Source organism: Allobosea massiliensis (genome assembly GCF_042655245.1).
GTDB lineage: Bacteria > Pseudomonadota > Alphaproteobacteria > Rhizobiales > Beijerinckiaceae > Allobosea > Allobosea massiliensis.
The window spans coordinates 55,497-74,602 of sequence record NZ_JBHSLU010000012.1 but is presented as its reverse complement, the minus strand read 5'-3'; the positions used below and the strand labels follow the sequence as shown (position 1 = coordinate 74,602).

General features: G+C 68.1%; 25 protein-coding genes and 1 tRNA gene. 16 read left to right on the top strand and 10 right to left on the bottom strand.

The window, feature by feature from the left end; translation table 11 throughout:
* Positions 1-168 precede the first annotated feature (168 nt).
* The 8 genes from ACFPN9_RS07700 to ACFPN9_RS07665 form a co-directional block, all read right to left on the bottom strand.
* On the bottom strand, positions 169-1,971 hold the full coding sequence (locus tag ACFPN9_RS07700; protein ID WP_377816229.1) for a DNA primase family protein: 1,803 nt from the start codon (positions 1,969-1,971) through the stop codon (positions 169-171).
* An 82-nt stretch (positions 1,972-2,053) separates the two neighbouring features.
* Positions 2,054-2,527 carry a hypothetical protein gene (locus ACFPN9_RS07695; RefSeq protein WP_377816227.1) on the bottom strand — a complete coding sequence of 158 codons (474 nt, stop codon included), beginning with the start codon at positions 2,525-2,527 and terminating at the stop codon, positions 2,054-2,056.
* Entirely contained in the window at positions 2,524-3,087 is a 564-nt protein-coding gene (locus ACFPN9_RS07690) for a hypothetical protein (protein WP_377816225.1), read from the bottom strand. Before ACFPN9_RS07690 ends, ACFPN9_RS07695 begins: the two co-directional genes overlap by 4 nt.
* Positions 3,084-4,403, bottom strand: a complete 1,320-nt coding sequence (locus tag ACFPN9_RS07685; protein ID WP_377816223.1) for a DUF7146 domain-containing protein — start codon at positions 4,401-4,403, stop codon at positions 3,084-3,086. Before ACFPN9_RS07685 ends, ACFPN9_RS07690 begins: the two co-directional genes overlap by 4 nt.
* Complete coding sequence (locus ACFPN9_RS07680) at positions 4,403-5,026, bottom strand: hypothetical protein (RefSeq protein ID WP_377816221.1); 624 nt, start codon at positions 5,024-5,026, stop codon at positions 4,403-4,405. Before ACFPN9_RS07680 ends, ACFPN9_RS07685 begins: the two co-directional genes overlap by 1 nt.
* Positions 5,023-5,289 carry a hypothetical protein gene (locus tag ACFPN9_RS07675; RefSeq protein ID WP_377816219.1) on the bottom strand — a complete coding sequence of 89 codons (267 nt, stop codon included), beginning with the start codon at positions 5,287-5,289 and terminating at the stop codon, positions 5,023-5,025. The genes ACFPN9_RS07680 and ACFPN9_RS07675 overlap by 4 nt, the downstream gene beginning before the upstream one ends.
* Positions 5,286-5,870 carry a GcrA family cell cycle regulator gene (locus tag ACFPN9_RS07670; RefSeq protein ID WP_377816217.1) on the bottom strand — a complete coding sequence of 195 codons (585 nt, stop codon included), beginning with the start codon at positions 5,868-5,870 and terminating at the stop codon, positions 5,286-5,288. The genes ACFPN9_RS07675 and ACFPN9_RS07670 overlap by 4 nt, the downstream gene beginning before the upstream one ends.
* Positions 5,870-6,427, bottom strand: a complete 558-nt coding sequence (locus ACFPN9_RS07665; protein WP_377816215.1) for a phage regulatory CII family protein — start codon at positions 6,425-6,427, stop codon at positions 5,870-5,872. The genes ACFPN9_RS07670 and ACFPN9_RS07665 overlap by 1 nt, the downstream gene beginning before the upstream one ends.
* A 241-nt stretch (positions 6,428-6,668) precedes the next feature.
* On the opposite strand from ACFPN9_RS07665, the gene ACFPN9_RS07660 reads away from it, so the two are divergent.
* From ACFPN9_RS07660 to ACFPN9_RS07585, 16 genes are all read left to right on the top strand, one after another.
* A complete protein-coding gene (locus ACFPN9_RS07660) occupies positions 6,669-7,583 on the top strand; it encodes an XRE family transcriptional regulator (protein ID WP_377816213.1) in 915 nt (304 codons plus the stop codon).
* A gap of 10 nt (positions 7,584-7,593) precedes the next feature.
* Complete coding sequence (locus ACFPN9_RS07655) at positions 7,594-8,088, top strand: hypothetical protein (RefSeq protein ID WP_377816211.1); 495 nt, start codon at positions 7,594-7,596, stop codon at positions 8,086-8,088.
* 126 nt (positions 8,089-8,214) lie between these two features.
* Complete coding sequence (locus tag ACFPN9_RS07650; protein ID WP_377816209.1) at positions 8,215-8,571, top strand: hypothetical protein; 357 nt, start codon at positions 8,215-8,217, stop codon at positions 8,569-8,571.
* A complete protein-coding gene (locus tag ACFPN9_RS07645; RefSeq protein WP_377816207.1) occupies positions 8,572-8,946 on the top strand; it encodes a hypothetical protein in 375 nt (124 codons plus the stop codon).
* Entirely contained in the window at positions 8,943-9,266 is a 324-nt protein-coding gene (locus tag ACFPN9_RS07640) for a hypothetical protein (protein WP_377816205.1), read from the top strand. The genes ACFPN9_RS07645 and ACFPN9_RS07640 overlap by 4 nt, the downstream gene beginning before the upstream one ends.
* Positions 9,263-10,003: a hypothetical protein gene (locus ACFPN9_RS07635; RefSeq protein WP_377816203.1), complete on the top strand. Its 741-nt coding sequence runs from the start codon at positions 9,263-9,265 to the stop codon at positions 10,001-10,003. The genes ACFPN9_RS07640 and ACFPN9_RS07635 overlap by 4 nt, the downstream gene beginning before the upstream one ends.
* The gene (locus tag ACFPN9_RS07630) at positions 10,000-10,212 is read left to right on the top strand and encodes a hypothetical protein (RefSeq protein WP_377816201.1); all 213 of its coding nucleotides are present in this window, start codon (positions 10,000-10,002) and stop codon (positions 10,210-10,212) included. Before ACFPN9_RS07635 ends, ACFPN9_RS07630 begins: the two co-directional genes overlap by 4 nt.
* 6 nt (positions 10,213-10,218) lie before the next feature.
* Positions 10,219-12,414: a ParB/RepB/Spo0J family partition protein gene (locus ACFPN9_RS07625; protein ID WP_377816199.1), complete on the top strand. Its 2,196-nt coding sequence runs from the start codon at positions 10,219-10,221 to the stop codon at positions 12,412-12,414.
* Positions 12,414-13,247, top strand: a complete 834-nt coding sequence (locus tag ACFPN9_RS07620) for a ParB N-terminal domain-containing protein (protein WP_377816197.1) — start codon at positions 12,414-12,416, stop codon at positions 13,245-13,247. Before ACFPN9_RS07625 ends, ACFPN9_RS07620 begins: the two co-directional genes overlap by 1 nt.
* Complete coding sequence (locus ACFPN9_RS07615; RefSeq protein WP_377816195.1) at positions 13,244-13,756, top strand: thermonuclease family protein; 513 nt, start codon at positions 13,244-13,246, stop codon at positions 13,754-13,756. The genes ACFPN9_RS07620 and ACFPN9_RS07615 overlap by 4 nt, the downstream gene beginning before the upstream one ends.
* Positions 13,756-13,977 (top strand): hypothetical protein, encoded by a 222-nt coding sequence (locus ACFPN9_RS07610; protein ID WP_377816192.1) that lies wholly within the window; start codon positions 13,756-13,758, stop codon positions 13,975-13,977. The genes ACFPN9_RS07615 and ACFPN9_RS07610 overlap by 1 nt, the downstream gene beginning before the upstream one ends.
* The gene (locus tag ACFPN9_RS07605) at positions 13,977-15,086 is read left to right on the top strand and encodes a DUF5131 family protein (RefSeq protein ID WP_377816190.1); all 1,110 of its coding nucleotides are present in this window, start codon (positions 13,977-13,979) and stop codon (positions 15,084-15,086) included. The genes ACFPN9_RS07610 and ACFPN9_RS07605 overlap by 1 nt, the downstream gene beginning before the upstream one ends.
* 200 nt (positions 15,087-15,286) lie before the next feature.
* Positions 15,287-15,760, top strand: a complete 474-nt coding sequence (locus ACFPN9_RS07600) for a hypothetical protein (protein ID WP_377816187.1) — start codon at positions 15,287-15,289, stop codon at positions 15,758-15,760.
* Positions 15,760-16,182 carry a DUF4326 domain-containing protein gene (locus ACFPN9_RS07595; protein WP_377816185.1) on the top strand — a complete coding sequence of 141 codons (423 nt, stop codon included), beginning with the start codon at positions 15,760-15,762 and terminating at the stop codon, positions 16,180-16,182. The genes ACFPN9_RS07600 and ACFPN9_RS07595 overlap by 1 nt, the downstream gene beginning before the upstream one ends.
* The gene (locus ACFPN9_RS07590; RefSeq protein WP_377816183.1) at positions 16,182-16,439 is read left to right on the top strand and encodes a hypothetical protein; all 258 of its coding nucleotides are present in this window, start codon (positions 16,182-16,184) and stop codon (positions 16,437-16,439) included. Before ACFPN9_RS07595 ends, ACFPN9_RS07590 begins: the two co-directional genes overlap by 1 nt.
* Entirely contained in the window at positions 16,426-17,673 is a 1,248-nt protein-coding gene (locus ACFPN9_RS07585; protein WP_377816181.1) for an integrase, read from the top strand. The genes ACFPN9_RS07590 and ACFPN9_RS07585 overlap by 14 nt, the downstream gene beginning before the upstream one ends.
* Positions 17,674-17,758: 85 nt before the next feature.
* Here ACFPN9_RS07585 and ACFPN9_RS07580 read toward each other — a convergent pair.
* Both ACFPN9_RS07580 and ACFPN9_RS07575 read right to left on the bottom strand, forming a co-directional pair.
* Positions 17,759-17,833, bottom strand: a tRNA-Gly gene (locus tag ACFPN9_RS07580).
* Positions 17,834-17,943: 110 nt separating this feature from the next.
* On the bottom strand, positions 17,944-19,032 hold the full coding sequence (locus ACFPN9_RS07575; protein WP_066718895.1) for a 2'-deoxycytidine 5'-triphosphate deaminase: 1,089 nt from the start codon (positions 19,030-19,032) through the stop codon (positions 17,944-17,946).
* Positions 19,033-19,106: the final 74 nt, after the last annotated feature.

Genomic DNA, 19,106 nt, shown 5'->3' with positions numbered 1-19,106 from the left:
CATCCCCCTTTCTCCCCGCGATACGCGCGTGCGGGCATATCCGATTACCCTCCCTAGCCTCCCTAGCCTCCCGCGCCACTTGCAACCCATTGGTCTGTCGGGGCTTTTCCCCGCGCCCCTTTTGGGAGGGTAGCCGCCGGAGCGAACGCTACCCTCCCTAGCCTCCCGTCAGTCGTCGCGATGGGTGCGCGAGGGCCAGCGGCCGTCATCGTCAGAGGCCTTGAACTCATCGCGGATCTGCACGCCGACATAGATCGAGGTCGACGACTTGGCCTTCTCGAAGCCGAAGTCGTGCGCGGTCTTCGGCAGCCGCCGCGTGATCGTGTTGGGCTTGAACGGGGTCAGGCCAGCCTTGCGGCACCAAACCGTCATGGCCTCGACGAGCGCGCCGGCCGTCTCGGTGTCGTGCGGCTGCTTCGTCACGATCAGGGCCTCGCGGACGAAGGCGCCCATCTGGTCGCTTTCGTCGCGATATTCTTGGCTGGCCGCCTGGATCGCGGCGGGTGGGTCGAGGGCCCCGCGCTGCAGGAAGTCGGAGAGGCCGCCGAGCAGCCGGTTGAGGATGCCGGCGCGCTCGGCCCAGAGCTTGTCGGGCAGCTTCTTGTCGATCTCGTCCTTCGGGATCTGCACGTCGAAGGGAATCAGCACGACGCGGCGCCAGATGCCGTCGTCATTGCCCTTGATCACCGGCTTGCGGTTGGCCGAGATCAGCAGCTTGAACTTCGGATAGACCTCGTTGAACTCGTGGTTGAGCCGGCGCACCAGGATCGGCTCGCCCGACGTCAGGGATTTGATCAGGCTCTCGTCGAAGGCCATGCCTTCCTTCGGCTCGGCCGCGCGCACCAGGCGGGCGCCGGGCGTCCGCACCAGGTCGGGCGTCGCCTCGGCCCCCTTGCGCCGGTCCTCGCCCGTCAGCGTCGCGATCGGCAGCGAGGTCGCATAGTCGCCGGCGATGCGCGAGACGATGTCGACCAGCGTCGACTTGCCGTTGCGCCCCTCGCCGTGCAGCAGCACGAAGACCTGCTCCATGGTGAGCGCGGTCAGGGCGTAGCCGAGATAGCGCAGCATGTAGTCGCGGATCGAGGGCTCCGGCAGGATGCGTGCCAGGAACGCGTCGAAGATCGGGCAGGCAGCCTTCGGATCGTGGCCGACGGGCGCGAGCTTGCAGATCCAGTCGTCGCGCCGATGCTCCTCGAGTGCAATCGAAACCTCGCGGCGATAGCGCGGGTCGGTGGGGTCGGATTCCTCATCCTCGGTTTCGACGACGCGGATCCGCAGCGTCCCGTTTTCGAGGTTCAGCGCCAGCGGGTCGACGTCGAACTCCGCCAGCGGCTTCGAGAGAAAGCCGATCGACTGCTTCAGCATGCCGTCGATCTTGCCTGTGTTGCACGCCGAGTTGGCGAAGCGCCGGCGCTGCGCCTTGCGGTTCGCCACGGCTTTTCGCGCGCGCGAGCCGGCCGCGATCTGCCGGTTCAGCTCGGGCAGCTGCGCCTTGTCGGCCTCGCCGGCCTCGGCCCAGTTGACCGAATCCTTCATCGCCTGCGCGGCGTCGCCGAGCTCGATTGCGGCCGCCTCGCGCTCGGTCGGCTCGATCAGATGCGCCTCAAGCGCGATCGCCTCGACGGTCCTGTGCACCAGCGGCGTGATGTGGACGCCGTCGATATCCTCGATCCAACGGCGCCCGTCATAGACGTGCCATCCGACGTTCTGGATATGGATGACTTCATGCCCGCAGCGGAAGCGGAAGCGCCGGGAATTGCCGATGTCGTGCGTGCCCTGGGCGACGCATTGCTTGATCAGAGCCCATTCGGCCGCGCCGAGCTGCGGCCGTTCGCCCTCGCCATCGTCATGCCCGTCGCCGGCGTCGCCATCGTCGGTACGATCGGGAGAAGGCGCGGAGGAGACGGGCGCCGCGGCCTGGACCGCGCCGAGAATCGGATCGTCTGAGGGCGTGTCGTCGCGGGCTGTCATCGGGCGGAGGCTAGCTCCGCCCGGGACGGGTCAAATGTGACCGTCTCCGCCCGTCGTGTCGGCAGGATAGCGAAGGCCGGCATCACGGAAACCGCACCCCCGTGATCGCGATCGCCCCGGGCTGCTCGGAAGAGCAGAAGAGCATGCCGAACTCGTCGGGCTCGGCAGGGTCTTCGCTGGAATCATAGATCCACAGCTGCTCGGCCGGCTTTCCGGCCAGCCATTCGAACGGATCCTCGCAGCCCATCCGGTCGAGCTCCCGCGCCATGCGCTGGCGATAGGCCGGGCTGATAAAGGCGGCCGTGTCGTGATGGCCATAGACATAGACCGCCCAGGGCAGCCCATCCTCCGTGATGCCGGCTTCCCAAACATGCCCGCCCAGATCGCCGGATCCGGAGGCGCAAAGCGCCATCGCGGTCCGCGCGCAGCGATGCCAGACGGCGATCGCCTCCGACGGGAGATCCTCATAGCGCGTGACGCAGCGCCTCGGCTCGTCAGCGAAGCGCGCCTCGTAGATTGCCCGCGCCAGAGCGTCGAAGGTGACGCGCGCGATCATGACACGATCCCGCGTTCGACAGGGTCGATACCAGGCCGCATGCGCTGATCGATACCACCCAGATGGCGGTGCCAGTTCAGCAACGCGGCTGCGGTCGAGATTGTGTGGTGCTTGGCCTTGGAGGAATCGCCAGCGGTTTGAGCCGCTGCAGCCTTTTGCGCCAAATAGCCGATGAGCCAGAACCAATCCCAAGCCGTCTTGCCCGCATCGTGCTCGGCGCCATAGCGCTCGACCTGATGCGCCGCTTCCAAACGGGCGCCCGTCAACCAATCGTCCGTTTCAGGACTGTTGATCAGCAACTCCAGCTCTGCGATGCGGGCGTTGGCTGCTTCAAGGCGTGCGCTTTCAAGCCCGTCGTCTGCTGACCAGTACTCGCCATACTTGGCTCGGAGAATACTGCAGATAACCGACTGCACGTCGCCCTCGAATGTTTCGCTGGCGGCGTCCCAATTCACAGCCTCAGTCGAGACGCCCAGGACGTTGCAAAGCTGGATCAGCGCTAAATCCACGCCCTCATCGATCGTCTCTTGATCCGCTTGCTTCTTCTCCGCCGTGCTCACGACTGTCCCCTTTCCTGCTGCGCGCATATCCGCCCGCGCTCCCGCACAATCCGAATCCGCATGTCGTTGAAGTCGCCGCCGTCTTCCGGCCAGGCCACGCGAACGGTCAGGCCCGGCCGGGCCCAGCGGGCGGAGGCGCGGGCGACCGTCATCTCGACCGTGAAGCGATCGCTGTCGCCATCGGCGAGGATCAGCACCTGGTCGACACCATGGGGGATGGCGATCGACCGGCTGGGGTCGCTGACATCGGGCTCGGGCCCGCTCACCCGAATCGGGAACAGCCGCCCGGCCTTGTCGGCCTTCTTCCGTGTCGGATGGGAGATGGAGCGCGTCGCCTTGCCGCCCAGATTGCCGAGATCAATCGAGGACCAGAACTCCGTCGTCGACAGGTCCTCGCCGGCCTCGAGCATCGCCGCCCAGACTGAGAGCACTGTCTCGATCCCTTCGCCGATGACGATCCGCGTCACACGGCCTGACGGCGCCGGCACCAGTACGAGGTGCCCGCCTTGTTTGGTCCCGCGCGAGCGCTTGACGTCGAGCCGCTCGCCGTCGACGACCGCGACGAGCTTGCCCTTCGCCTCAGCCGGCAGGCCGCCATCCGCGAGAGCCGGATCCAGCCAGGTCATGTGTAGCCCGATGAAACGGCCGTCATTGCCGGCGATCGGCGCCAGCATCGCCGGTCCGGTCCAGAAGATCGCGCCGTGCTTGCCGGCCGGATGGCGCAGATGGATCTCGCGGTGCAGCCGAAGCTTTGCGCCGACGGGCACACCGGGGATGCAGCGCCAGCGCAGATAGGCCTCGACGAGCGAACCAGGCGCGGATTCGCCTGCGCGCCAGAGCGCATGGCAGCGCCGGCGCTCGTCCTCGCGAAACTGGTTGTTGGCGCGCTCGGTCTTTTCCCGCGCCGCGGCGTCGTCCGCCTTGCGCTGCGCCAGCGCCGCCTCTTGCGCCGCGATCTCCTCCGCCGTCGGTTCGGTCGCGGGCCGTCCGGGCTTGGCTTCGCCGGTCAGGAAGGTGACGGCCTCCAGGAAGCTGGCATCGATCAGGAGATACCGCGCGAGGCTGATCGCATCGGCCCCGCCCTTGCCGGCGCCGCGGCAGTTCCACAGCCCCGTCTTAGCGTTCACCGAGAAGCGGTCTACGCCGCCGCAGCGCGGGCAAGGGCCAGCGATCTCGCCCGTCGGGCGCGTCGTCCGCCCGGCCGATCCCTTCGGCGAGAAGCCGAACTTGAACGCCGCATTGAGCGTCGAGACCGCCTTGGCGCGGTCGACCCAGGCGTCGAACGCGGGATCCGGCTTGTGAGCGGTGGCTGCCATCAGCCCATCCCCGCCACGTCGAAGAAGGCGCCATAGCCGCGCAGGCGCCCGTCCGGACCGCGGGTCTCGGGTGCGCCCAGCAGATCGGCGATCACCAGCCAGTTGTCGACATAGGCCTGGAACTTGCCGGGCGGCAGGCGGTCGCAGGCCCGCCGCAGAAACGCGATTGCGCGATCGCGCTGGCCTTTGCCCGCGATGAGCAGCGCATGGCCGACGATATCCTCGAGCCCCGCGGACGGTCGCGCCACGGTCGTGACCGGCGCCGGCGCCACCTGGACCGAGCGATAGCGCTGGTCGGCATCTTCGCGCGCAGCCTCGAGCTCGCAAAGCCGTCGCAGCGCCCGACGCAGATCCGGCGGAGCGCAGATGAGCTCCGCCTGCAGCGCTGCCGCACTGCGCCCGACATCGCCGGCGGCCTCGATCAGCGCCAGCGCACGGCCGGGCAGGGAGGACGGGTCGATCGCGTCCGGCGGCGGCAATTCACCGGCGAGCCGCAACTTGTAGAGCATGCGCTGCACGGCGGCGGCCGAGCGCGACAGTGCCTGCGAGATCTCGCGCGGCGAAAGGCCCTGCAGCGCGAGCCTTTTCACCTGGGCGCGGAAGGAGAGCGGCGGCAACGTCACGACAGCGCCTCGCTCTGCGGCGCGAAGCCGAGCCCGATCGCCAGATCCGGGTTGCGCGCCAGCGCCAGCGCAATCTCGCTCGCCTTCGCCAGAGCTTCGGCCTGGCGCAACGTCTCGCCGATCGTCAGCCGCCGCAGGGCCGGATCCTCGGAGGGGCTTTGCGCGACCAGCAGCTCGAGCTGGTTCAGCGCCATCGTCTCGCCGAGCGCGGCTGTCCGCAGCCGGGCCGCGATCTCGTCGAAGGAGAGCGGGGCCACACTCATGCGAAGGCCCCGTCACGGCTCAGCTGTTTTGCCCGGCGCGATCGCGCGGCGTTGAGTTCTTCCTGCTGCCGGATCGGCCGCTTTTCATAGGTCAGCTGAGCGCAGGCCGCGCACCAGCTTTGGCCCTCAGCGCGAACCGGCTTGCCGCAATAGAGCCCGCTGCGAGCCTCGATCCCCCATAGGGGCATATGGCAGAGGCCGGACCGGAGCCCATCGAGATCGACAGCTTCCGGCCCGACCGGCTTAGGCCAGGCCTTCGGGGTCGGGTCGACTGCCGGCGCGTCAGGCAGCGGCGCGGCCGGTTTCGCTTTGGCCTTCGCGGGAGAAATGGCACGTGGGACCGTGGGCTTCGGAGCCTTGGGCTGCGCCGGTCGCAGGTTGCGCGCGGAGGCCTCGGCTGGCGTCTCGTGCTGACCCCAGCCGCGCGAGAAGGCAAGGCCCAGCCGGTGCACCTTGCCGATGATGGCATTGCGCGAGACGTCACCGAATTCGTCGGCGATCTGGCCGGCGCTGAGACCGCGCCCCAGCATGGCCTTCAATTGGCCGATGCGCTCGTCGGTCCAGAGCGGTAGGGGCGCCATCAGCCGGCCTCTCCGACCGAGCGCAGGACGGGACGCGAGACTTGCCCGTCCTGCGTCGGCGTCGCAGCCGGTCCGGCCGGCGGCGGAGATGGCGGAGTGGCCCCTGCCACCACCGCCAGCACGGTCCCGATCGCGGCCTGCGCCTTGGCGCCGGCCCGGGCGATCGCATTCTCTTCGTTGGGAGTGATCACCCCGTCGGCCTTGGCGAGCGCGACTTCGCGGTGGAACTCGGCGCCGGCCATCGTGGCCTCGGCGAAGGCCATCGGCAGGCCGCCATCGGCACTGCGCCCCTGGACCGGCCGCAACGCGTGGCCCGAGAGTTCAGCCAGCGCGCGCGTCACATAGGGCTGCCCGCAATCAGCCTCGAGCCGCATGGCCAGATGCACCGGCAGCGTCTCGGGGCTTGCGGGGTCGCCATAGCGGCGCATCTGCTCGTGGCTGCGCCCCGTAATCTCGCCGGCGGCGTGCAGGCCACCAGCCGCCTTGATTAGGACGCGGCTCGCGCGCTTGAGCAGGAGGAAGCCCGGCTCTGCCGTGTCGAGGCTGGAAAAGTCCACGTGAAATCCTCCCTGTCTTTCAAGGCGACGGCAGAGTGAAGGTGCGTCAGGGTGGCGAGGTCAGATCAGGGCGGAGGTCGCCAGTGAGCCAAAACCATCACGCGGCCCTCTCGGCCGCCTCAGCTGAGGCAGCGTCGGCCCTTGCGGGGCGAGGAACGTCGGCTGGCCAGACATGGCCTTCCGGCCAATTGTCTGAGAACCAACGCAGCGCGCGGTCGGACCGCTTGAGGGTGGGCGACGAATGACCGCGATCCAGATCGACAAGCAGCTTCGACTCGTCGAAGGCCCGCCGGCTGGCTACGGAAAGCGTCACGCCGAGGGCCTCGCAATAGGCCTTGGCGACGGTCAGCATCTGGTCGGTCAACGTCAGCATGGCGTGACGCTATGCGGAAATTTACCCTCCAGTCAAGGCGGTATTTCCGCAGAGACGCCCATTGTGCGGCGGGGTATTTTACCCGACATGAAGACACCGCTCGCCCTGAGGATCGAGGAACGCCTCGCAAGCCTTGGCACCAACGCAACGGCTGTTTCGCTGAAGATCAGCGATAACAAGGATTTGCTCCGGGATATTATCAATGGCCGGACGAGGAATCCGCGTGCAGACACGCTTCGCAAGGTAGCTGCGGGCCTTGAGTGCTCGCTTGAGTGGCTGATGGATGGTGACGGTGATCCGGCGCCGCCGGTCTTGGAGGGCCGGCCGATCCCCAACAGCCGGCCAGCCGACGTTGACTACCCGTATCGCTCAGGCCTCATAAAGGACATTGAGGTTAGAGGTACCATTGCCGGATCGATGGCCGGAGCGTTTCAGTTCGAGGGTGGCGTGGTGGATTACGTGGCGCGTCCGCCAGGATTGGCGAATGCAAAAGGGGTCTATGCTCTCTATGTCGAAGGCACCTCGATGGTGCCCGAGCACAAGCCGGGCGAGCTGCGGTTTGTCAGCGCCTTCAAACATCCCAACGTCGGCGACACGGTGGCGATCACGGCGCGTTATACGCCTGATGGCCCCTACGAGTCCTTCATCAAGACGCTGGTGCGCCGATCGTCATCGAAGATCATCGTGGCGCAGCTCAATCCCGCAGCCCAGATTGAATTCGATCCGCAGTATGTCGTCAGCATGCACAAGGTGCTGACGATGAACGAGCTTTTCGGAATCTGAAGAGGTGCCCATGAAGCGAGGCTGGGTTCTATCTCTTGGCTTCGCTGCCCTGTCGCTGGGCGCAGCAGCCCAGCCCTCTACCTCGCCTCTGCAGTCGGCGGTGGCATTGAACGTCTGGGCGGCAGCCGGGGCGCGGGAAGCCGACGAGCCAATCTTCTCACCGCATCAGGTCGGAAAAATCGTCCGGCCCTGCGGCAGCAAACCGGCTGCCCGCTGCAATGAAGAGCGATCGGATCTTCTGGCGGTCGCGAGGTCGCTCGAGATGCACCCTGACCTAATGTGGAAGATCGCCGACTGTCTCACGACCGGCTGCGATGGCGCTATGCCGGTTGCGCGGCGCAATGCCTGCATTTGGTGGACCGCAACAGGAGACCTCTTCCCTGCCAATGCCACAGTGTATGGCCGGGACCTCCAGAAGTTCACCTGCGATCGATCAGGATGGTCGGCCGCAGAGCAGAGCGCGATCTATACGCACTGGAAGCGGGCGTTTCTGGCCGGGCAATGATGCGCAGCGAATCGGATGCCCACCACGGCGTCCGATGAGAGGATGCGGAAATATACCCTCTAACCCTTGACAGGGTAAATTCACCCGCTTAGCGTTCTCCCATCGCAACCCGATGGAGGCGCTGCCATGCGTCACGAACGCCCGCTCCCTGGCCGTCCGACCCCGGTCGAGACGCTCAACTCCGCCCTGATCCGGCAGCGCCTCGAAGGCGCCTATGCCCGCGAGGCGCGAGCCTCGCTGAAAGACGAGCCGCCGCTCGAGCCCGCCGTCCGCGATGTCGTCATCGCCGACATGGTCGAGTTGCTCGACCAGGGCCGCATCGATCGCGGCTACGCCGATATCTTCGATCTCGCCCGGGCCGGCTATCATCCGGACATGGCGGCTTCTCTCGGCCCGCACGCGGCCAAGCTGCTGGCCGCCCGCGTCGCCGAACGCGGTAAGCATGCCACGGGCGACGCCGCCAGCGACATGGAGGCGGCGTAGATGGACGCGCTCTCCCTCACAGCCGGCGAAGCGCAGGCGCGCGTCGTCGCCATTCGCCGCCTGCAGGCTGTCGCCGACGACATGGCCTGGTTTGTCGAAAGGCTGCGCGGGCAACCTCTGCCCGCGACGGTCGCGCAAGGACCGCTCGCGCTGTCGGCCAGGGCTGGCTGGATGCTTGCCCAGGTCGCCCTGATCCAGGCCGATGCCGGCGTCGTCTCTCCGCGCATCGTCGAGCGGATCTGCGATCGTGATGCCGGCCTCGACACGCCGGCGCTCCGCCGTCTGGCTCTCTCGACCCTCGAGGTCAGCCACCGCCGCCTGCTCAGCTTGCGCCCGGGCTACTGCGAACCCGAGCTGCGCGAGGCCGCCCGATGATCCGGTCCAGGGACAATGGCGCCATGGTGCCACGCGAGCAGCCGGACAATCGCGGCCTGGGCGAGGTGCTCGAGCGGGCGGCGGATGGCGGCCCGGCTGAGGCCGAGCTGCAGAGGCAGGAGGCAGATCGCGAGCGGGCCGAAGAGCGGCGCACCGTCCAGGCCACGAAGACGCTCTTCGTCGACGCGCTCTATCGCGCCAAGCGGCTGAACGGAGACGCCGCCTTCGACATGGTCGACATGGCGGACCTCGAGTCGCTGCTGCGGCTTGCGGGGGGCATCACCGAGCGCCGTCTCTCTCGTGGGAGTGACGCCCCATGAAGCCGGCAACCACCGTCTCCGCCGCGGCCGCGCCCTGGCTGCCGCTCGCCTCCGGCCGGGCGCTCACGCTCGGCCGGATCATCGAGCCAGGCACGCTCGACATCCGCCGCGACATCGCCATCCCGCTCGGCAACACCGGCCGGTTCGCCAACCAGTTGCCGAGCGGGATGCTTTATTCGGTCGCCCAGCATTGCTGCATCGGCGCCGACTTCCTCTGGGGGCAGACGCAGGACGACGCGCTGGCGATGGCCTTCCTGCTTCATGATGGCCATGAGGGCCCGCTCGGCGACCAGACATCGCCGTTCCTCGCCGCCCTTCAGCAGGCGCTCGACGAGACGCGCGCGGCCCTCGGCGACGTCTCCGGCCCGCGCCTGTCGATCCAGCGGCTGCGCCGGCAGATCGCCGAGCCGATCGACCGCTATCTTCATGCCGAGGCGGGCCTGCCCTGGCCGTTGCCGCCCGTGCTGCGCGATCGGGTCCACTATGTCGACCTGCAGCTGCTGCTCGCGGAGCGGGATCACCTTCTCGGCCCGCAGCCACGGCGTTGGGACGACAAGCTGAGCACGATCAAACCGCTCGCCCTGAAACACCGGATCAAGGTGCTGCCGCCGGCGAAAGCGGCCGAGGCTTGGGTCACGCGCTTCGAGACCTGGAGCAGCCGGCTTCATGCGGCCCGCGCTCGGGCCGTCAGGAGTCCCGCGAACCTCGCCGACCGCACCCGCGAGGCGGTGTCGTGACATCGCGCACCGTCATTGTGGCGATCGACACGCCGTCCGGCATCCCGGCCATCGATCTCGCGCGCCGCATCCAGTCGGTGCTGCGCAAGGCCTGCCGACCCGAACCCTCCGAGAGCCGCAGCCTGCTCTGGCCCGACCCGACCTCGATCGAGGTGACGGTCGTCGACTGTGCCCGCGATGCGCTCTTCACCCTCCCTCAGAAGGACTGACGGCTCATGAGCCAGGATCTGAACGAGTATCGGCCGGACCAACTCATTCCCGGCACGGCCGTGAACTGTCGCCCAGGCGAAGAGGACGTGTCCGACCTCGTCGCGTCGATCGACGCCCACGGTCTGCTGCAGCCGCTGGTCGGCCGGCTTGTCGGCGACGAGGCCGTCGAGATCATCGACGGGAACCGCCGCCTCAAGGCCATCCATCAGCTGGCCCATGAAGGCCGCTGGGACGCTCTCGTCCCGGTCATGCTGCGCCTGGACGAACCGGACGCCGACGCCTTCGAGATCTCGCTTGCCGCCAACGTGCTTCGCAAGCCGCTCCATCCAGTCGCCGAGTACGAGGCCTTCGTTCAGTTGGCCGAACGCGGCAAGACCAACGAGGAGATCGCCGCCCATTTCGGTATCACCCTGCGCCAGGTGGAGCAGCGCCAGGCGCTCGGCCGGCTGCACGAGGACGTTCGGAAGGCCTGGCTCGAGGGCCGCATCAACGGCGATTCCGCTCGCGCCTTCACGCTCGTCGGACTGGCCGAGCAGGCGGCCTATCTCGCTAAGGCTACGCAGGCCTGGGAGCTGCGCTGGGACACGATCCGCCGCGCCTTCACGCGCGAATCCGTCCCGGGCAACTCACCCATGGCGCTCTTCGTCGGTGAAGAAGCCTATGTGGCCGCCGGCGGCGAGCTGGTTGCCGACCTCTTCGTCGAGAAGCGTGACTTCGCCGATGCGGGCCTGCTTCACCGCCTCGCCGGGGACAAGTTGAAAGCAGAGGCCGAGCGTCTCGCCGCCGAGGAAGGCTGGGCCGAAGGCCTGACCGAGCAGGAGGCCGATGGGCATCACGGCTGGGACCGTCTTCCGAAGCCGGCCCTGCGCGACGAGGACAAGCCCGAGCGCATCCGCGAGATCGAAGCCCGCCTCGCCGCCATTCATGCCCGCCAGCTCGAGATCGAACCGACCCTCGAGGAGGCATGGTCGACCTGCGAAGACGAAGATGACCTGCCAATCGCGGCTCGTGCGCTGCAGGAGGAGAATGATCGCCTCGACGACGAGATCGAGCAGATCGAGAACGAGCGGGACGCCTTCGACGAGGGCGCCGCCGCCTGGCTCTCTCTCCCGGCGGAGCAGCGCGCCAAGGCTGTCGTCATCGTCCGCATCAATCGCGAGGGCGGCCTCGACGTCATCCGCGGGCACCTCAAGAACAAGCGGCTGCCGGCGGCCCCGAAGGCAACCGCGATGCAGGCTCCGAAGCCGCAGCCGACGGCCGCGGGCGAGACACCCGAGGCGCCGGAACCAGCGCGCCTCTCGGCTAATCTCCTGGACGAACTGGCGTTGAGCGCTACCCGCGCGGCAGCGGAGGTCCTCGCGACAGAGCCGCGCATCGCGCTTGCGGCTTTCGTCGCCAGCGCCGTTGCCTACGGCGCCCCCACGAGGATCGATATCAATGGCCGCCATGCCGGGCCCGATCTGCCGTGGCCTCTACGCAGTTGGGAAACCCGCAATCAGTCCTTCGGCGACGCTTTCCGGATTGCATTGGGCTGGGACGAGCTGACGCTGCAGCGCAACGTCGCGGCTGCGATCGCTCACTCGCTGGACTTCACCAGCAAGGCCAACAACACGAACTCGAACGATGCGCTGAGCCCGACAGCCGTGACGGACCTTCGCTGCGCCCTGCCGCTCGACGCGCACCGCGCCGCACTGGTCGAGTGCTTCGACGCGGCCGCCTATTTCACCGCCGCGCCGAAGACCGAGGCACTGGCCGCGATCGCCGACTGCGGCGACGAGCCGGCCAAGCACGCGAAGCTGAAGAAGGGCAACCTGGTCGCCGTCGCCACTCGCCTCGCCACAGCCCATCGCTGGCTCCCGGCGCTTCTGCGCGGTGAGGTCTTCGCGGCGATCGACACGCCGGCCGAACCGGGGACGGAGGCCGAAGATCTCCCGGCCTCGGAAGTCCATCAGAGCGCGGCCGATGCGGCGCTGGCCATCTGGCGGGATCAGGACGGGGGCGCCGACGAGGTCGACGACCCCGCCGGCTTCGACGCGGCCGCCTGGTTCGGTTCGCAGAAGGCGCCGGCGATCCGCGCCGCGCTGAAGGAGATGGAGCAGCCGGCCCCTGTCGGCTGGACCAAGGCCCAGCTCGTCGAGCTCGCCGTGAAGACCGCGGCCGAGAAGGGCTGGCGCCCCGCAGATCTGGCGGAGGCGGCCTGATGGAAACGCTCCGCTCGATCGACGTGTCGGACTATGCCGGGATCTCCTACAGCGAGTCCGTCGGACCCGCGCCGCAGCTGCAATGGATCGAGATCGGCCAGCTCGCCGTCGACGAAGCCTACCAGCGCGGCATCACGCTCTCGGGTCGCAAGCAGGTCCGCGCGATCGCGCAGGGCTTCCGCTGGACGCATTTCGCGCCCGTGATCGTCGCGCCGGTCGAGGGCGGCCGCTTCGCCATCATCGATGGGCAGCACCGCACCACGGCCGCGCGGCTGCGCGGCATGAAGTCGGTCCCCTGCATGGTCGTTCAGGCGGACGGCCCCGAGCAAGCGCGGGCCTTCAGCGCCGTCAATATGCAGCAGACCGCGGTGCGGCCGCCGGCCGTCCACAAGGCGCGGCTGGCCGCCGGCGATGCGACCGCGCTGCGGCTGAACGCTATCTGCGACGAGGCCGGCGTCCGGATCGTCGACAACACGCCTGCGAACCGGATGAAGCGCGGCGATACGGTCGCCGTCATGGTGCTCTACAACATGGAGCGCCTGTATGAGCGTGACGTCCTGGTCACCGCGCTGCGCGCCATCGTCGACGCCGGCGACGGCAATGTCGGGCTGCTCAAGGTCGAGCCGATCTCGGCCTATTGCGACGTCTTTGCTCGCCGCCAGGAGTTTCGCGAGCATCCGGCGATTATCGACAGCCTCGACGACTTCGACCTGACGGCTGCGTTCAACCGCATGCAGCAGGCCCCCCGCGTTGCCGGCCAGCACCGCTGGCGCGTGCTGGCGACCGACCTCGAAACCTTTCTCGATGCAGCCCGGAAAGGGATGATGCCGTGAACGACCATTCCTATGACGGCCCGGGCGGCGAGAACTGCCCGCTCGAGCGCTTCCGGTCCCGCGCCATCGTCTATGGCTTCGGCGCCCTCGCCGTAATGGCCTTCGCGACCCTGTTCGCGGTGGCGGTGCGGGCCGAGGCGGTCGACGGCAACCGCATCGTCGTCATCGACGGCGACACCGTCGCACTGCCCGGCAACCCGGCCGAGCGGATCCGCATCTACAACATTGACGCGCCCGAGACGCGCAACGCGCATTGCGAAGCCGAACTCACGGCCGGCCTGAAGGCGAAGGAACGCCTCGCCCAGCTGCTGCGCGGCGGTCCGGTGACGGTCGATCGCTGCGAGCCCTCGGGCCGCTGCACGGATTTCTACGGCCGCACCCTCGCGCGCCTCTCCGCCGGCGGCCGCGATCTTGGCGGCGTCCTGGTCGCGGAAGGCCGGGCTCTGCCCTGGGCGACCGGAGCCGCGGCCCGCGCAGCCCGGACGGCCTACTGGTGCGGAGCGCAGTGATGACGGACCGAAAGACGCTCGACATCCTGCAGGGCATCGCGGCCGCCATGGACAAGGGGCTGGGCGGCGCCGGCTTCGCCGTCCTCGTCTTCAAGATCGGAGAGCCGAACCTCTGCAACTACGTCAGCAATGTCGATCGCGACGCCATGAAGGCCGCGATGCTTGAGGTCATCGCCCGGTGGGAAGGCCGCGCCCATGACGCGCCGGTTGAGGTGCAGTGATGGCCGAGCGCACTGGCATCGAATGGACCGACGCCACGGTCAATTTCTGGTGGGGCTGCACCAAGGTCGGGCCCGGCTGCGATCATTGCTACGCCGAGACCTGGGCTGGGCGATTCGGCGGCGGGCTCTGGGGAGTCGGGGCGCCGCGTCGCAAGATCAAGGGCGCCGCCGCCATGCTCAACCGGCTCGACAATGACTATGCCTGGTGGGCGGCCGATGCGGAGATAGGCGGCTATCACCCCAATTCACGGCGCCGCGTCTTCATCCAGTCGATGTCGGACCTCTTCGACACCGAGGTGCCGATAGAATGGTTCGCCGAGGCCTGGGGCAAGATCGTCCAGTGCAACCGGCTTGACATCCAGATCGTCACCAAGCGCATCAGCGTGGTCGAGAAGCGCTTGGCCGCCATCGGCGTCACGACCTGGCCGAAGCATGCCGGCCTGCTGGTCACCGTCTGCAACCAGGACGAGGCCGGCCGCGACATCCCGCGCCTGCTGGCGTTGAAAGCCAAGCTCGGCATCCCGTGGGTCGGCGTCTCTGCCGAGCCGCTGCTGGGTCCGATCGATTTCGGAGCATGGCTATGCGGCTCTTACGAATGCGCTACCGAGTGCGGCTGGCGCTCCGGTTCTGCACCCGACCGCGAGGTCTGTCACGCATGCGGCCTGACATCAACTTCGTTCGGTGAGTTTTGCGCATGCGGCGCTCAGGATTTCGGCCATATCTGTCCCAATTGCGAGAGCAACGCCGTCCAGCACCACCCCGACACGACTTTTCTCGACTGGGTGATCGTCGGCGGTGAGAGCGGCCCGAACGCCCGGCCGATGCACCCGGACTGGGCGCGCTCGATCCGCGACCAATGCGCCACCGCCGGCACGGCCTTCTTCTTCAAGCAGTGGGGGGAGTGGGCGCCAAGCGAGACGGCTCGACCGCCGAAGGGCAAACTCGCCGTTTTCTGCCGGGACGGCCAGCTGCTGCGCGGGCAGGCGATGGCGACCGGACGCATCGACGACGCCGGCGCAGAGATCATCGCGCAGTTCGGCAAAGCCCGCGCCGGCCGCCTCCTGGACGGCGTGACGCATGATGCGATGCCGGAGGTGCGTCATGGGTGAGATCCAGGCATCTTTGCCGCTGCCTCAGCCGTCGCACTGGTCCCGGCCGAAGGGCAAGCACGCCTGCGGCCGCGATCCTGCCGCTGGCCCTGGCTCTTGCTATCACTGGTGGGACGGGTGCCCGCGCGCCGAGAAGCGCGGCTGCTATCTGCACTGGCGCAGCGAACAGCAGCGACAGGCCGACGCGAGGGAGGCCAGCCATGGGTGACCGCCTCCGCAAGGCATGGTTCGTCGGCGTGCGCGGCCTCGAAAGCCCGAGCGTCGTTTATGCCCCGACCGCTTCCAAAGCCCGCAGCCAGGTCATCGCAGACCTCAGCGACGCCTGGCAGCTGCGCTGGCGCGACGCGCTCCGGCAGATCGAGCATGTCCGGCGTGCGCCATCGCACGACGTCATGCTGCCAGCCCCACATCCGCTGGCGCCGCAGCTCGATCCCGGCATCCTTCATTGCGTGGTGCACGCTTACGGCGGCACAGGCCTGAAAGCCGGCTACCGCGACCACTTCTACACCTGCGCCGACGACTGGCGGATGCAGGCCGCGCTCTTTCACGGCCTCTTCCGGGTCTATCGCAGAGACCCCGGCCGGCCGGGGCAGCCAGACCAGATCATGTACGAGCTTACCGCCCTCGGCCGAAACGTCGCGCGCGGTGAAGCCGAAACCTATCCGAGGTGGTGATGAGCGCCCCGATCCGCCTCCAGCTCTCCCGCCGAAAGGGCTTCGACCTGCAGGCCGTCTCACAGGCCACCAACGGCCTCGACGCGATCAACGTCGCGCGCCCATCGATCCTTGGGAACCCCTTCATCGTCGGCACACACGGCACCCGCGCAGAGTGCGTCAGGCTCTTCCTCGCTATCTGCGATGGTCTGGTACCGCTGACGCTGGGCGACGGCGTCTTCGAGGCGGCCCGCGCATATCCCTATGTCGTTGAGGCGCAGACGCGCCGGCTGAAGGGCAAGAACCTCGCCTGCTGGTGCACGCGGCCGAAGCCCGGCGAGGCCGATCTCTGCCACGCTGCCGTGCTGCTCGGCTGGGTCAACAATGACGACGTCGAGACCCGCCGCGCAGCGCTGCTGCCGATCTGCGAGGCGGTGCGCTGATGGGAGCCGCAGCGCGAAAACCCGATGCCGGCCTGTTCCCTTGCGAGGCCGAGATCGCGCGCCGGCTCAGCCAGACCCCCGCTGACTGGCGAGCACGCGCGGTCGTCCTGGAGCGCGACGGCCTGCCCCGCATCGACCCGATCATGGGCGGACGCTATTGGCCGGCCGTCCTGGCCTATTTCAACAAGCGCTACGGAATCGCTAGCTTCGGCCCGTCCGCTATGGACGGAACGGAGAATCTCGATGCGCTCAGATGATCACCCCACACCGGGCTTGAAGCGACGAAAGCGCGCCGGCGGCGCCGTTGCGCTTTACTGGGTTGCCCGCGCCGATATCGTCGCAACTGGCTTTAAGCCGGAGACGGTGCGGCTGCACTACGCCGATACACCGGCCGATCTGCCGCTCGTCTCGGCCGCCTGCCAGCGTTTCCAGGCCGAGATGCTGGCTTGGTCGGCCGGCCAGAAGCAGGATTATACGGCCTTCGACGGCACCATCGCTTCGCTGTCACGGCGCTTCCAGATCGACGAGGAGAGCCCGGTCGCTGGCTGGAAATACAACACCCGCCGCAGCCAACTCCACGTCGTCGGCACGATCGAGAAGGCCTTCGGGCAGCGCAGCCTCGCCGCGCTCGGCCTGAAGGACTTCAGGCGCTGGTATGAGGCAGCCAAGGCGCCGAAGAAGCCGGGAGGCGCCGAGCGGATCGACCGCGCCTGCAAGATCATGAAGATGCTGCGGGAGATGCTGCGCTACGGTCTCGCCGCCGAGCTGGCGACCGAGCAGTGCACGCGGCTGCTGACGATCCTCGGCGCGACCGAATTCGCCGGCCCGCGGCGGCGACGCTCCCGCCTCGAGTCGCACCATGTCGAGGCCTTCATTCCGAAGGCGATCGAGGCGGGCCGTCTGTCGCTGGCGCTGGGCACGGCCATCCAGTTCGAAACCGGCATGCGCCAGAAGGACGTGATAGGGGAGTGGCTGCCGGTGCCTGCCGGTGAAGGCGCAGAGGGTTTCGTCCTGCGCGGCCGCCGCGGCAAGGGTTGGCGGCGCTGGGCTAACGGCCTCACATGGGGCGATCTCGGCCGCGACTTCGTCGTCTCGAAGGAGACCACGAAGACGGGCGCCCTCGTCTCGCACGACCTGAAGCTCTTTCCGAGCATCATGGCTCTGATTGAGACAGTGCCCGTGGCCGAGCGGATCGGGCCCCTGATCCGCGACGAGACGGCCGGACGGCCCTATGCTGAGTTCGCCTATGCCCGCGACTGGCGGGTCATCGCCCGTGCGGCAGGGATTCCGGACGCCGTCTGGAACACCGACGCCCGCGCCGGCGCGATCACGGAAGCCGAGGATGCCGGCGCCGATCTCGATACGATCCGCGGATCCGTCGGACACGCCCAGGCCTCGACGACGGCTCGCTACTCCCGCGGCGCGATCGGAAAAAGCAAGGCGATCGCCGCCAAGCGTCAGGCCTACAGGGCCGGCGAGAACAAGCCCTAAACAGGCTTGGGGAACGCGCTGGGGAACGTGGGGAACGCAAGTTCAACGGTAGGCCGTCGTAACAAGCTGAGTTCCAAGGGGTTTTTGGAGCGGGCGATCGGGATCGAACCGACGACATTCAGCTTGGGAAGCTGACGTTCTACCACTGAACTACGCCCGCATGCGTCGGCGCGGCCCGGGGGCGGCGCGAAGCAGCATGTTCATAGCGCCTGATGCGGCGGGTGTCATCCGGGAATCGCGGGCGGCGCCATGCCAGGCGGCGTGCCGCGCTCAGTCGTGAAAATGCTTGGAGAGCTTGAGCGCCTGGCCCTGATAGTTCGACTTCAGCCCGGCGCCATAGAGCGCGGCGGGGCGGCTCGCCATCGCCTCATAGACCAGCCGGCCGACGATCTGGCCGTCCTCGATGATGAAGGGCACGTCGCGCGAGCGCACCTCGAGCACGGCGCGCGCGCCCTGCCCGCCGGCCCCGCTATGGCCGAAGCCGGGGTCAAAGAAACCGGCGTAATGCACGCGGAACTCGCCGACCAGCGCGTCGAAGGGCGTCATCTCCGCGGCATAATCCGGCGGGACATGCACGGCCTCCTTCGAGGCGAGGATGTAGAACTGGCCGGGATCGAGGATGAGCGCGCGCGAGCCGTCGCTGGGGATCGGCTCCCAGAATTCGGAAGCGCGGTAGGCACCGACGCGGTCGACGTCGATCAGCGCGGTGTGGTGCTTGCCGCGATAGCCGATCAGCCCGCCGAAGCCCGAGAGATCGACGCTGACGGCGACGCCGCCCTGGAAGGAAGGCTCGGCCGCCGTGACCAGCGTCTCGCTTTGATGAAGCTCGCCGAGCGCCCGGTCGTCGAGCCGGCTCTCGCCGGCGCGGAAGCGGATCTGCGAGAGGCGCGAGCCCGAGCGCACCAGCACCGGGAAGGTGCGCGGCGAGATCTCGATGAAGAGCGGCCCCTCATAGCCGTCCTCGACCAGATCGAATTCGCGGGCGCGGTCGGTGATGACGCGGGTGAAGACGTCGAGCCGGCCGGTCGAGCTCTTCGGGTTGGCCGCCGCCCGCAGGCCGGCGGGGAGCTTCAGCCCCTCCATCAGCTCGGCGATGTAGACGCAGCCCGTCTCCAGCACAGCGCCGCGAGTCAGGTCGATCTCGTGCAAGGCGAGCTCATCGAGCCGGCGCCTGACCGTCCGGTCCGGCCCCGGCAGGAAGCTGGCGCGGACGCGATAGGCCTTCTCCCCAAGGCGCAGATCGAGGCTGGCGGGCTGGATCTGTCCTTCGGCCGGCGGCTGGGCGAGGCGGATCGCCCCCGCCTCGACGAAGGCCTGGATGCAGTGGTCGGGCTGGATGCCGGGCTGGAAGGTCAGCATGCGAAATCCCGGAAGGACAATCGGTCACGCCTAGCGAAGCCCGACGCAAAGGCCAAGCGCGGACGCCGCCGCGA